Source organism: Candidatus Paceibacterota bacterium (assembly GCA_028714635.1).
GTDB lineage: Bacteria > Patescibacteriota > Minisyncoccia > Phycocordibacterales > JAQTLZ01 > JAQTLZ01.
On the sequence record JAQTLZ010000004.1, the window covers coordinates 21,588 to 33,455 of the forward strand.

The 11,868-nt window shown below is 44.1% G+C and carries 14 protein-coding genes; 2 read left to right on the plus strand and 12 right to left on the minus strand.

Features of this window, described 5'->3' with window-relative positions:
- Positions 1 to 194 precede the first annotated feature (194 nt).
- The 3 genes from PHS53_03325 to PHS53_03335 all read right to left on the minus strand — a co-directional run bounded on the left by PHS53_03325 (position 195) and on the right by PHS53_03335 (position 2,277).
- On the minus strand, positions 195 to 800 hold the full coding sequence (locus PHS53_03325; GenBank protein MDD5357147.1) for a hypothetical protein: 606 nt from the start codon (positions 798 to 800) through the stop codon (positions 195 to 197).
- A gap of 103 nt (positions 801 to 903) precedes the next feature.
- Positions 904 to 1,620 carry an HD domain-containing protein gene (locus PHS53_03330; protein MDD5357148.1) on the minus strand — a complete coding sequence of 239 codons (717 nt, stop codon included), beginning with the start codon at positions 1,618 to 1,620 and terminating at the stop codon, positions 904 to 906.
- Positions 1,621 to 1,722: 102 nt separating this feature from the next.
- The gene (locus PHS53_03335) at positions 1,723 to 2,277 is read right to left on the minus strand and encodes an AAA family ATPase (protein ID MDD5357149.1); all 555 of its coding nucleotides are present in this window, start codon (positions 2,275 to 2,277) and stop codon (positions 1,723 to 1,725) included.
- A gap of 576 nt (positions 2,278 to 2,853) precedes the next feature.
- On the opposite strand from PHS53_03335, the gene PHS53_03340 reads away from it, so the two are divergent.
- Positions 2,854 to 3,618 (plus strand): hypothetical protein, encoded by a 765-nt coding sequence (locus tag PHS53_03340; protein ID MDD5357150.1) that lies wholly within the window; start codon positions 2,854 to 2,856, stop codon positions 3,616 to 3,618.
- A 93-nt stretch (positions 3,619 to 3,711) separates the two neighbouring features.
- Here PHS53_03340 and PHS53_03345 read toward each other — a convergent pair whose 3' ends face one another.
- Positions 3,712 to 4,092 carry a hypothetical protein gene (locus tag PHS53_03345; GenBank protein ID MDD5357151.1) on the minus strand — a complete coding sequence of 127 codons (381 nt, stop codon included), beginning with the start codon at positions 4,090 to 4,092 and terminating at the stop codon, positions 3,712 to 3,714.
- Positions 4,093 to 4,235: 143 nt separating this feature from the next.
- The gene (dnaJ, locus tag PHS53_03350) at positions 4,236 to 5,312 is read right to left on the minus strand and encodes a molecular chaperone DnaJ (protein MDD5357152.1); all 1,077 of its coding nucleotides are present in this window, start codon (positions 5,310 to 5,312) and stop codon (positions 4,236 to 4,238) included.
- A gap of 149 nt (positions 5,313 to 5,461) precedes the next feature.
- Between dnaJ and PHS53_03355 the strand changes: the two genes are divergently transcribed.
- Positions 5,462 to 5,935 (plus strand): hypothetical protein, encoded by a 474-nt coding sequence (locus tag PHS53_03355; protein MDD5357153.1) that lies wholly within the window; start codon positions 5,462 to 5,464, stop codon positions 5,933 to 5,935.
- Between the two features lie 107 nt (positions 5,936 to 6,042).
- Here the strand turns inward: PHS53_03355 and dnaK are convergent, their stop codons facing one another.
- From dnaK to PHS53_03390, 7 genes are all read right to left on the minus strand, one after another.
- Positions 6,043 to 7,956 (minus strand): molecular chaperone DnaK, encoded by a 1,914-nt coding sequence (gene dnaK, locus PHS53_03360; GenBank protein MDD5357154.1) that lies wholly within the window; start codon positions 7,954 to 7,956, stop codon positions 6,043 to 6,045.
- A 42-nt stretch (positions 7,957 to 7,998) separates the two neighbouring features.
- Positions 7,999 to 8,325: a hypothetical protein gene (locus PHS53_03365; protein ID MDD5357155.1), complete on the minus strand. Its 327-nt coding sequence runs from the start codon at positions 8,323 to 8,325 to the stop codon at positions 7,999 to 8,001.
- 5 nt (positions 8,326 to 8,330) lie between these two features.
- Positions 8,331 to 8,816: a hypothetical protein gene (locus PHS53_03370; protein ID MDD5357156.1), complete on the minus strand. Its 486-nt coding sequence runs from the start codon at positions 8,814 to 8,816 to the stop codon at positions 8,331 to 8,333.
- Positions 8,817 to 8,825: 9 nt separating this feature from the next.
- Positions 8,826 to 9,407 (minus strand): nucleotide exchange factor GrpE, encoded by a 582-nt coding sequence (locus PHS53_03375; GenBank protein ID MDD5357157.1) that lies wholly within the window; start codon positions 9,405 to 9,407, stop codon positions 8,826 to 8,828.
- Positions 9,408 to 10,013: 606 nt separating this feature from the next.
- Complete coding sequence (locus PHS53_03380) at positions 10,014 to 10,646, minus strand: class I SAM-dependent methyltransferase (GenBank protein MDD5357158.1); 633 nt, start codon at positions 10,644 to 10,646, stop codon at positions 10,014 to 10,016.
- A gap of 3 nt (positions 10,647 to 10,649) precedes the next feature.
- A complete protein-coding gene (locus PHS53_03385; protein ID MDD5357159.1) occupies positions 10,650 to 11,018 on the minus strand; it encodes a VOC family protein in 369 nt (122 codons plus the stop codon).
- A 21-nt stretch (positions 11,019 to 11,039) separates the two neighbouring features.
- Positions 11,040 to 11,792 carry a PsbP-related protein gene (locus PHS53_03390; protein ID MDD5357160.1) on the minus strand — a complete coding sequence of 251 codons (753 nt, stop codon included), beginning with the start codon at positions 11,790 to 11,792 and terminating at the stop codon, positions 11,040 to 11,042.
- Positions 11,793 to 11,868 lie beyond the last annotated feature (76 nt).

The following is an 11,868-nucleotide window of genomic DNA, read 5'->3' on the forward strand; positions in this document are numbered from 1 at the left end:
ATCTCTTCGCGGAGAAATTCCGCTTGGTTGACCTTACTTTGGCGCAAAAGAAAAACATCTTCCTTTGGAGGGAACTTAATTACCCGAAGGTAGTGTAACCTCTAGATGTATATTTATCAACGTTATATTTTATAAGAAAAAACTCTTAGAGCGCCAATGGGAGGCATTCTAAGAGTATTGCTCTGATGTCAAGATCAATGATCTTGGTAAACAGCAGAAACGTAATTCGTAGTGAGGTCGTCATCGTCCGAGTAAGACCCGACTCGCCACTTTCCCCCAGCCCAGAAAAAGAAGACCTTTATGTGCTTGTCTTCTCGCGTGGCCAGGTCAGATCCGTCAAATGTGATTCGACGTGTCTTTCCTTCCCCATCACGCTCCTTCCACTCCTCCGGGATTTTGTCCTGGTTTTTGTAGAGCGAAAGGAAGGCGGAATCGCCGAGCGGTATGCCCGGATTATTCGCGAGATGCTCCTCGTCCTCTTTCACCAGACGCGCCAGAACTTCGTCCCGACGTTCCGGGTAATCTCCGATGAGCTTCATATCTTCAAGCCCAAGCCTCGCTCGCGGGCATTCTTGATTGAGGCGGTCTTGATAGACTGACCCCTTTATCGAAGACTCATGAGGTTCGTGCACGCTGACGAGTTTGACCTTCCTTGTGTCAAAGACCTTGAGCCGTGCCGTAAGGATTTGTTCCGCTGTTTGGCACAACTCATGCCCCGTGAGAGTCTCGAGCAGCCCCATATCTTCATCGCCCTCGATGATCCTGACCATCGTGTCCTGTCCCTCGTCCTTTGGACCCATGTTAAACCTCCTTCTGGTCTATGGGTTATTTCTCGGATTACGAAAGTTCCAACTCGTATTAATAGTAGAATAAAACATTCCTGTCAAGTGCAGATCACTCTCTTTAAAATTTTTTCAGATAACCCATATTCAATTGTTCTTTGAGTCTTTCTTTTTGAATATTCGTTAATTTGCCAAAGAGCGAGTCGGCTATCTTTTCTGTAACGATACTTTTCGCCGCTTTTTCTGAAGCGGTTGAAATTATTTCTTGAGCTTCCACTGAAGTAACTGGCACAGTCAAATAAGCTTGTATTTTTTTACCCAAAGGTGTTTGGAGCTTCTTTCTGCGCCACTTCAGATGGTCTAAAATGTCTTTTGCTGTCCCCTCAGTAATATTTTCTGGAGAGATCTTGCCTGAATTAGTAAGCTTCCATGTGTGGCGAATGATACCGAGAATTCCAGATTTTTCTAAAACATCAGCATCATGGACTATCTTTGCTTCAAGTGTTGTTGCCTTTCCTGTTCCTTCATGGCAAGCGACGCATTCAGAAACTTTTTCTAATTCTTCCTCCGATAAGTCTACATTTTTCAGGATATCTTTTACGATTTGTTTATTTTTCTCAGAATCGTAGTCGTTTCCTGACGGGAGGGCTGTATCATGAAGCCATGCCCCCGCCTCAACAATTGAGACATTTGCTCGTAATTTTTGAGCCATGAATTTAGCTAATTTCACAACTCGAAAGAGATGCTTATTTCCTTTGGATTTTCCGGCAAAGGCGTCATTCCAGTCTATTTCAACGCCAAGTTTCTTTATTTGAAGCAGTGTTATTTTGTTAAGCATAAAAGTAATGAGATACGAGTGAGTATAGTATAAATGTCCCAATCTTTCAAAGAAAAAGGGCTGGCGTCGGTTTGTGACCGAGACCAGCCCAATTGTTTCGTACTAACATCTTTCCAGAATCTTTTCTACCAGAGCATCCACGTTGGCGTCATCTTCGTTGTCGATGACCAAGTGATTTTCTGCATTGGCAGGAAATTTTTCGAAAATTTCCCTGAACATAAGGTGCATATTCAAGGCTTCTGCTGTAGACAGGATGTGCGACTCTCTCTCTTGTGAGCAGAGGCGTTTCTCGACGGTGGCGTACGGACACCGCACTTCAACCCACAGCACCTGCACGTTTTGTTTCGCGCAGAGAGCTTCCATTTGAGCACGGAGGGCGCTCAAATGAAATACTTCATCCATTACCACAACTGATACTCCCTGATCAAAAAGACTGGACACGTATTCCAAGGCTTTTTGATAGTAACGCCAGCGGATCTCTGGTGGGTCGATTTGCTGTGCCACCAGAGCTGGGTCGACTTCGGTTCTTTTGAAATCGTCGATGTCAACAGTTCTCGCTTGGATTTTGGCGCTCACCTTTCGAGAGATTGTTGATTTGCCCACTCCCGGCAATCCGGCGGCCAAAATCAGAACTCTTCTTATGTCCTGGTTTCCCATTGCCCTGTCTCCTTATGTAATTTAATTCAGGTTGTGAAGAACAAAAACTACCCCCACATGAGGGTAGTTTGAGAAGTCGATAATGTGTGATTATTCTATTCGGCGCCTTAAACTAACCTCTGTGAGATGTGAGCATAATAACAATAATAAGCAGTAGTTTTAGATACTGTAGAAGTCTTATTTTGCATTCTTTTATTGTTTGAATTCATATACGAATACTTACTTATGACAAGCCTACCATGTTCAGTTTTTTGGGTCAATGCATTGGACTAGTACAACAGATTGACATAAAATCGGCATACTGCTAGCATTCAAATTATGAATTTCATAGCGAAATCCATGTCTGTAAATATCCCGTCACCCGCACCCAGAAACCCCATGAAATGCGGCTTTTCGTTATAAGAATCTATCAAAACTATTCAATCGAGAAACCGCCTTCATGGAACGAGAAGGTGGTTTTCTTTCCGCCTTCTCCCCTGACGAGAGGGTCTCGATTCTAGATTTTCTCGCCAGGGTGCCCTGGATTTCGCCCTTGCGAAAATGTCCTTTTAAAACTGAAAAACGGAGGAACAAGCCATGCGCCCAATCGTGAAGCGAGTCGTGATCAAGTTTGGCACTGAAGTCCTTTTGACCGAAAATCATCTCGATCAAAAAATTTTTGATAATGTTGCCTTGCAGGTGAGGCAAATTCAAGAACTTGGCGTTGATGTGGTGATCGTGACGTCCGGCGCAATCAAGGCCGGAAAGGAAAAACGGACGAGAAGCAGGAAATTTGTTGAAGGTATACCAGAATCAATTCTGGCGGGAACGGGCAATCTGCCCTTGCTTATTATGTGGAGCAATGCATTTGAGCCGGATCAAGAGATCGCCCAGATTTTGGTAACACATGCGAATCTGGGAGACGAACATGAAAAAAATGCCACTCGTTCGGTGATTCTCGCGGCGCCGTCTTTATCTGTTGTTCCTGTCATAAATGCGAACGATATCGTCTCCGACGAAGAGAGAAAAGGCATCAGCGAAAATGATCAGCTCGCATGTCTGGTTGCCGAACTTATCGATGCCGACGGAATTCTCTTTTTGACGAGTTGCGGGGGTGTTTATAAAGACAGCCCAGGCAATCTTTATAAAGAGATTGATATTCCGACTGCGAAACTCATTGCTTCTGCCTCACGGTCAAAGTCGACAAACGGGCGAGGCGGGATGAGTGCAAAGTTGGATTCAGCGATTGTGTGCAGAGAGGGAGGGATGCATACGGTCATTGCTGGACTCGGTGAAGATACTATTCTACGCTTCGCGACTGGACGGGATGTTGGTACTCGTATTGGCTTTTCCGTCCGCTGATTTCCAGATACTGTTTTCGAAGGGCTTTGATTCATTGGATCGAAGCCTTTTTTATTTGAAAAACAAAAAGCGGAATCGGTGTGATCCTATCCGCTATTTACGCTCTGACGGAGGAATCCATTTAGGTGGTTCCTCTTTTTTTACTCTTGGCGGTCCGATGTAGCCGAAGACTTGTTCGCATCGCTGTGGCGGTGGGAGAGCCTCACGGGCTTCTTTTTCTCTGGCCTTAGCGACAAGTCCCTTGAGTTCTTCCTCGTCTGTAAGAAGCGCTGCCCAAGACACTTTGCCATTCTTTACCATGGCGATGATTTTTTGGGCCTGAATTTCAGCACTCCATCCTCCGAAATAACAAACCCTCAATTTACCAACGAGGTAACAGCATTCATCCAGATCATTTCTGAAGACACTCTTTCTTCCCGGAACCCTTTTGGCTTTTGGCCAAGGGGTCACATTTTTCAGCAATTTCTCGAACATTGCGACCTCCTTGGGTGTAAGCCTCTCTCGTGGGCCCGAAACGCCTATCCTCGGGCTATTTAAGCAATATTGGGGGTATTATGCAAACCCCCCACTAAAGCTTTAGTGGGGGGTTCTGTTGTCTTTTAGATATTCTGAAACCTCTACAAACCCTCCTTTTTAAGAGCTTCCAGAGCCTTCTGGGCCTCCCGAGAGAGCTTTGTTGGCAATTGGATATGAAGTCGAATAAGGAGGTCTCCACGATGATTTTTCTCCATTGGGACGCCTTTTCCTTTCACTCGAAGTACTTCGCCGAAAGTTACTCCAGCTGGAACTTTTACTTTGATTTCTCCATCAAGCGTCTGCAAAGTGTATTCAGTTCCGAGAAGCGCATCAGTTAATTTAATTTTAAGATCAGTGACGAGATTATTTCCCTCTTTTTTGAAAAGCGGATGTCGGTGCACGTGAAGCTTGATGTACAAATCTCCCGAAACTCCTCCGGCAACAGCTTCTCCCATTCCGGTGAGGCGAACCATTTCTCCATCATCAACTCCGACAGGGATTTTGACTTCGATCTCCTGTTCTTTGCGTGTGACGCCAGCACCTCGGCAGACATGACATTTTTCTTTAGGCACTTTTCCTTTTCCGAGACAGGTTTCGCACGTTTTCTCTACCATAAATGAACCGAGAAGGGATCTTTTTGTTTCGCGGATCTTTCCTTTTCCGTTGCAGGTTGAACAAGTGATCATTTCTGATCCGGTTTCCGCTCCGCTTCCTTTGCAATGCTCGCAAACACTCGTTTTTGTCAGAAGTACTTTCCTATCAGAGCCGAAAATTGATTCAGCAAAACTAAGTTCAAGGTCAATCGAAATGTCTCGCCCTCGTTTTGTTCTCGAATTTCTGCCCCCAAAGAAATCTCCGAAAATATCTCCGAAATCAAAGCCTCCAAATCCTTCCGACCCTTGCGTGAATTGTGAGAAATCAAACCCTTCGAATCCGCTTGCACCAGCGCCTCCAGTATTTCCGCCTTCGCTGAACACTCGCCCGTAGGTGTCATATTCTGCGCGCTTCTTTTCATCAGACAGCACCGAGTATGCCTCGCTCGCCTCTTTGAATTTCGCAGAGTCCCCTCCTTTTTTGTCAGGATGATGTTTGTGCGCGAGAGTACGGAACGCTTTTTTGATTTCGTCCGTCGAAGCGTTCTTTTCTACACCGAGAATTTGATAATAATCTTTTGCCATGAAAACTATATTACACCGCCCAGGAAATAGTGCAAGGATTCTCCTTGACAAACATACTTTATGACGGTATAAAGTAGTCTGGCAAGTCAGGATCGATCCTCGTGGATCTCTTCCTTTTCAATTTTTAACCCAAGCACAGGGGGTCAATCATGTGGACTGTCATCGGTCTTGTTTCGATTGTTGTTGGTGTCATTGTCATCATCGCTGTTCTCCGGCGTGATAAGCACAACATCCACACGCCCCACAAGTTTTATGTGGAGAGTCGGGAGAGGCAGCATTCCTACTATCTTCACATGGTCGTAACTGCGCCAAAGGAGCAGGTTCATTCCGGCAGGTTTGATCCGACAAGTTTCGGGATTTTGTTGCACAACAATCTCTGGATGAAGTGTTCGAACTATTCGGGCACCGATCTTTTCCAGAACGGTAAACTGGGGGTGGTGCTCGACGAAATCAAAGCAGAACTTGTGGGGCCAACCGGAGAGGTTACGATTTCCCTCATTCATATTGAGGATGCGCCTCTGCACGTGTGGGGCGAAGACAAACCGGATGTTCCCGGGCCTCCCAAACCTCCGGCTTCCACTCAAGCGAGTGGTGGACACATGGGATGGGGTCCGAAGGGGTAGCTCAATAGCTAGGTTGAGAAGTTTTCAGCCACAGAAAGTCACATTTCTGTGGCTTTCTGTTTGTACGCGAAAAAGTTGCCTTGCAGGGCAACTTTTTCGCGTCTTCATTACTTCGTTCCCTCGTCTTTCTTTTCCTTAAAGTCAGCATCCCGCACTTTCTCCTCCGGCTTTGCTTCCCCACCTGCTGCTCCAGCTCCGGGTGCGCTTTGTGCGCCCGCTGCTTTTTGCATTGCTTCGCCGACTTTTGAAAGCTCGGTTGAGAGTTCTTCTGTTGCTTTCTTGATCGATTCAAGCGTACCGCTTTCTCGCTCTTTCTTTGCAGCGGCAACTTTGTCTTCGACTGATTTCTTCAGTTCTGCCGGTACCTTATCTCCCGCGTCTTTCAATGCTTTTTCTGCAGTGTACGCCATCTGCTCCGCGAGATTTTTTGCGTCAATCAAATCTTTTGCTTTCTGATCTTCTGCCGCATTCATTTCGGCGTCTTTCTTCATTTTCTCGATATCCTCTTTTGAAAGTCCGCCAGAGCCGGTTACTTTTATACTCTGCTCTTTTCCTGTGGTCTTTTCTTTTGCTTTCACTGTAAGAATTCCGTTGGTGTCCACGTCGAAATTAACTTCGATCTGCGGCATACCTCGTGGAGCTGGTGGGATTCCATCCAAGATGAATTTACCGAGCGACTTGTTGTCTTTTGCCATTGCTCGCTCTCCCTGTACGACATGAATTTCTACCGAAGTCTGATTGTCGCTTGCTGTTGAGAATGTTTGTGATTTCGATGTCGGGATGGTCGTATTTTTGTCGATGAGCTTTGTCGCTACCTGTCCCATGGTTTCGATACCGAGAGAAAGTGGAATAACATCAAGAAGGAGCACGTCCTTCACATCTCCTTTGATGATGCCTCCTTGGATCGCTGCTCCGAGCGCTACTACTTCATCAGGGTTGATTGTTCGGTTCAATTCCTTTCCGAAATATGCCTTCACTACTTCCTGCATCTTTGGCATTCGAGTCTGGCCTCCTACGAGCACAACTTCGTTGATCTCATTTACTTTGAATGGAGAAGCTTCCATCGCTCGCTTGGTGATTGCCATTGCTCGGTCGATAAATTCTCCAGCCAATTCCTCCAATTTTGCCCGTGTGAGCGTCTGGACGAGGTGAAGCGGGCCGTTGGCACCGGATGAAATGAACGGAATGTTTATCTCGCTTTGCGTTGCTGTTGAGAGCTCGATCTTTGCTTTTTCTGCCGCTTCGTCGAGTCGCTGTTTTGCAAGCGGGTCTTTTCGCAAATCAATTCCGGGATTCTCTTTCATGAATGCATCTGCGAGATAGTTCATGATCTTCTGGTCGATATCCTTTCCTCCGAGGTGTGAGTCTCCGTCGGTTGATTTCACTTCGATCACATCATCTCCTGTTTCCAATACGGAGATATCGAACGTACCGCCTCCGAAGTCGAAGACCACGAGCTTTTCATTTTTCTTTTTGTTGAATCCGTATGCAAGAGCGGCTGCTGTCGGCTCTGGAAGTACGCGGAGCACCGTGAGTCCCGCGATCTCTCCGGCGTTCTTTGTCGCCTGTCTTTGTGAGTCGTTGAAATACGCTGGGACGGTGATGATTGCCTCGGTTACTTTCTCTCCGAGCTTTGCTTCTGCGTCTGCTTTCAATTTCTGGAGAAAGATAGCAGAAATTTCTTCTGGGCGATAATTTTTATCTCCCATTTTCACTTCCACTCCTCCATTTGTTCCCTTTACGACTTCGTAGGGCACGGATGCTTTGTCTTTCTGCACTGCTTCCTCGTCGAACTGGTGGCCCATAAAACGCTTGATCTGGTAGATCGTGTTCTTTGGATTGGTCACTGCTTGTCGGCGTGCTAAAAGGCCCGCGAGCGTCTCTCCGGTCTTTGCTTTTGCTACTATCGAAGGTGTGGTTCGCACTCCTTCGGCATTTTCGAGAATTTTCGGCTCGCCTCCTTCCATTACCGCGACAGCCGAGTAGGTTGTACCTAAGTCGATTCCTATTACTTTAGACATTGTGTTTAATTAAATTAAAGATGATAAAAAATCAAATTCAATTTAATTAGACGGCGCACGAGCTCCTATTGTTGCAATAAATCCTGTTTGGAAAATTGAAGTCTCGAAAAATGGTGAAATAACGGGAAGCGTCTTTGTAAGTCGGCGAACGGAAGTGGAAATTTTTCCAGGAAGAGAAAAATTTCCGCTTGAAACCTCCCCTTTCAGTACCACCTGCTCCTTTGCAATAATCCGTACAATCCGTGGTTCAGAAACAGCAATAAGCTCGCTTCCCTCTTTGCGGAAAGCGACAGCATAAATCACCACCGACGTTCCCTTGTCGACAGTGAAGAATTTAACTATGCGGTTTTCTCGTTGCTGGATTTGCATGGTTCTTATCGAACTTCGATATATGGTTTCTCTAAATTTCTAAAAGCGAGTTTCGTGAAGTTGGAGGAAAGAGGGATACGAGCTCGTTCTGTTTCAATACCAGCTTCTTCTTTGTAAAGGATAGCATCACTTCCAACCATTGCAACAGAATACACCACTCCATCACAAAGCACAGCGTGCGCTCGGTACTTTTCATTATAAGGAATGCCATCACCACTTCCAAAATCATCCTTGCAGTTTGCGAGATGAAGTTTTTCGACAACATTTTCATGTTCAAGATAGAAAGTAAGAGGATTCTCATCCATGAGAAAACCACTTGTATCTATAAAAAAAGAAGCATAAGCGGTGTGAGGGGCATCGCTCGTTTGATCTGCTATTTGAAAAGTGATTGGGTGAGAATCAAATTTTACAGGCATATTAGCGAAAAAATAAAAGCCAACAAGTATGAGTGCAATGACGAAAATAATTATGTATGGACGGTATTTTTTCATGTCTTTACTTTATTTTTTCAATTCTCCCACATTCACCTTTGCCGGACGAACCTCTTTTCCGTTCAGTGTATATCCTTTCTGAATTACCGCAAGAATTTTACCATCTTCGTCTGCTTTTTCTGTCGGGATGAGCGTTGCTGGCTCGTGATTTGCCGTACTAAACATCTCGCCTACCGGATTCGTCTGCTTTACGCCGTATCCTTCGAGTATTGAAAGAAATTGCGAGTATATATACTCTACGCCTTTGCGCCAGTTCTCTGGTGCAGACATCCAGCTCTCTTTATTCGCCATTGCCATATCGAAGCTGTCGAGCGCAGGAATGAGGTCAAGAATGATCTGCTCATTTGAAAATTTGATAAGATTTTCCCGCTCTTCTTTCTCCCGCTTTTTGTAATTGGAAAAGTCGGCCTGTGTCCTCTGCCAGCCATCAAGATACTGCTGTTTTTCAGTGACAGCGACTTTCAGCTTTTCCCGAAGCTTTTTTAAAGCAAGAGCAGAATTCTCCCCCTCCTCGATGTCTTCAATAACAACATCGTCAGTTTCCTGCTCAACTGTGGGGTCTTTTTTAGCGTTTGTATCGTCTGAATTCATATTTGAGATGACATTATATCCAGAAAAACGTCAATGGGCAAGTTTTGGTACACACTCACTTTAGACAATTCTATTTTTGCTTTGTCTATCCACATGTTTTCCACGTTTCCTCTAGTTGCTTTCTCGGAAAAATGTTATAATAAGATACAAGCAGTTTGGACTCTCTATTGTTTGGAGAGAAAATCTGCCAAAAGCTCTTCGAGAGCAGAGGTATTAATAGCTAATCAAAATTATTATGCAAATAATAATCACGATTTCAATTAAACCACCTTCTGTTCTCGGCAGAACCACCAAAGCTAAGTTTACAGAGATTTAGTTACTACGTGCATCTTACCAAGAGAGCAGAAGACAAAGTCTTGAGAAGAACTGTCTGGTAAGGTGGTAAGTGATAAACATTCTTATAGGAATGGGATTAGGTCTGGTTCTCTGTGGGGCCAGATACATTCTAAGCTTATTGGAAAGCGACAACTAGTTTGAGCAAGTAAAAACCCGAGCTATAACTCGGGTTTTTACTTTGTTTGGACTACTGCTTAAGCCTAAATATTATATCATCCCTAAATTGTGGAAAAAGGAGGGGTGGGGAAAACTCTGTTTTTATAGGAAACTCTATAGTTTTTTCACAATAACCTGAATCCACTTTACTTCAGAACGCCCATGGTCGTCCTCAAGCATTGTATTGCTTATGATTTCAAATCCAGCTTCTATTAAAAGAGCCTCCATATTTTCAGGAGTATAGTATCTAAAGAACCTGTCGTGTTTTGAAAGCGTGTCGGTGACAACTGCGGTTTTGTCTTCTCCAGTTTGTGCTTTGACTTTCACAAGTAATGTCCCCCCAGATTTTAAAACTCTGTGAAATTCTTCCAGTGCTTTTTTCGCATCCTCAATAGTTTCGAGATGAACCAAAGAAGCGTGAGCCCAAACCGCTCCAAATGTAGCATCTGGAAAAGGAAGTTCGAGGAAATTTCCTTTTACAAACTCTGTTTCCGGGTTCATCTTTCTAGCAACTTCAAGTAACCCTTCAGACATATCAATTCCAACTGTCTTTATTCCTTTCTCGTGAAAAATTTTACTCTCTCTTCCTGGCCCGCATCCTGCTTCTAAAACATATGCATCTTGCGGTATATGTTCTAAAAACGCTTGGATAGAGGCTGTAGGCGATACCTCGTATAAACCTTTGGCGTATTGTTCCGAGTTATTATCGTACCAATCAATGGTATCTTTGAAACCTTCAACTTTCATATTTTAAGGCTGATACAAAATTTCTAATTTATTTCCGTCTGGGTCGAGAAAATTCGTGAAGCTGCCGTAATGGGTCTCAACGAGTTTCTTTAAAAATCGAACATTCTTTGTTTCCAGATTTGCTGTAATTTTTTTCAATTCATCCAAACTGCGGGCTTTAAATTGAATAAGTACCGCATTTTCTGCTTTTGTTTTCTCTCCATCTTTTCGTGTGCCATTTCTTTCTATACCAATATTGGTCGAACCAGCTTTAAAAGCGTGGAAATTTTTCTCCAATCTTTCAGGTATTTCTTGGAGGCCAAGAACATCTCGATAAAAAGCTATCGATTCATCGAAATTGGAGGCAAAAATACAAATGTAGGCTATTTCCATAGAGATTCGTAATTTTGAATTTTAAGCACCACCACAACCATGTGATGAATTAGATACGCCCCAACTTTCTCCGGTACGTAAATTAGTCGCCCCATATATTTTTCCTCTTTCATCCCCCGGCGGGCAGTCCGTAGGTATAGAAAACAAACAGAGATTTACTTTGTCTCCCGGTTTTGAATCGTCGATTCCTTTTATAGTAACATTAGAGACCTGTACTGCACCATTTGTGTAAGTTATTGCACTACCACTGTCTGGTATCCCCAGTCTTGTTAAGACATTTAAAACCGTCAGGTTGAAGCATTCGCCAATTGTCTCTGGGTATGTCGCGAACTTAATACTCGATTCTATGGTGTTGAGTAAGAATTGATCGCTTTTGTCGCTTCCGTCTATTTGAATGAGAAAGGCAAGATTTTTCACAATTTTCGTGAACTCACTCTCTCCTTCTCTCATCGCGCCGTAAATATCAGGCGTGTCTTTTTTCGTATAAACTCTTATAGTCACTTTATCCAACTCACTCGTTTCTTTTCCTGTTGAAGCGATAAGGCTAAGACGTGCAGCAATAAAACCGCCCCCATTTTCTGGTTCTATTTTTGCATATGACGGATAATCAAATTGAAATCCGAATTCTGTATTCGTGTATGTTTTTACAGAGGTCGTCTCGGTGGGAGTTGGAGTTGATTGAACCTCGGTAATAATTGGGTGATTTTTTCGGTAAACATAGACGCCAGTGCCTATTAGAAGCAAAGCAATAATGAGAAGTATGACGTTTTTCATATGGTTACTCTAACAAATTGTATAGAAACAAGAAACCCGCCTCCAATGGGTTCTTGGAAAGCGGGTTATAGGTTCG

Excerpts from the sequence above, each read along its gene's own strand:
- PHS53_03325 (MDD5357147.1), bottom strand. The coding sequence starts at position 800 with ATGGGTCCAAAGGACGAGGGACAGGACACGATGGTCAGGATCATCGAG.
- PHS53_03330 (MDD5357148.1), bottom strand. The coding sequence starts at position 1,620 with ATGCTTAACAAAATAACACTGCTTCAAATAAAGAAACTTGGCGTTGAA.
- PHS53_03335 (MDD5357149.1), bottom strand. The coding sequence starts at position 2,277 with ATGGGAAACCAGGACATAAGAAGAGTTCTGATTTTGGCCGCCGGATTG.
- PHS53_03340 (MDD5357150.1), top strand. The coding sequence starts at position 2,854 with ATGCGCCCAATCGTGAAGCGAGTCGTGATCAAGTTTGGCACTGAAGTC.
- PHS53_03345 (MDD5357151.1), bottom strand. The coding sequence starts at position 4,092 with ATGTTCGAGAAATTGCTGAAAAATGTGACCCCTTGGCCAAAAGCCAAA.
- dnaJ (MDD5357152.1), bottom strand. The coding sequence starts at position 5,312 with ATGGCAAAAGATTATTATCAAATTCTCGGTGTAGAAAAGAACGCTTCG.
- PHS53_03355 (MDD5357153.1), top strand. The coding sequence starts at position 5,462 with ATGTGGACTGTCATCGGTCTTGTTTCGATTGTTGTTGGTGTCATTGTC.
- dnaK (MDD5357154.1), bottom strand. The coding sequence starts at position 7,956 with ATGTCTAAAGTAATAGGAATCGACTTAGGTACAACCTACTCGGCTGTC.
- PHS53_03365 (MDD5357155.1), bottom strand. The coding sequence starts at position 8,325 with ATGCAAATCCAGCAACGAGAAAACCGCATAGTTAAATTCTTCACTGTC.
- PHS53_03370 (MDD5357156.1), bottom strand. The coding sequence starts at position 8,816 with ATGAAAAAATACCGTCCATACATAATTATTTTCGTCATTGCACTCATA.
- PHS53_03375 (MDD5357157.1), bottom strand. The coding sequence starts at position 9,407 with ATGAATTCAGACGATACAAACGCTAAAAAAGACCCCACAGTTGAGCAG.
- PHS53_03380 (MDD5357158.1), bottom strand. The coding sequence starts at position 10,646 with ATGAAAGTTGAAGGTTTCAAAGATACCATTGATTGGTACGATAATAAC.
- PHS53_03385 (MDD5357159.1), bottom strand. The coding sequence starts at position 11,018 with ATGGAAATAGCCTACATTTGTATTTTTGCCTCCAATTTCGATGAATCG.
- PHS53_03390 (MDD5357160.1), bottom strand. The coding sequence starts at position 11,792 with ATGAAAAACGTCATACTTCTCATTATTGCTTTGCTTCTAATAGGCACT.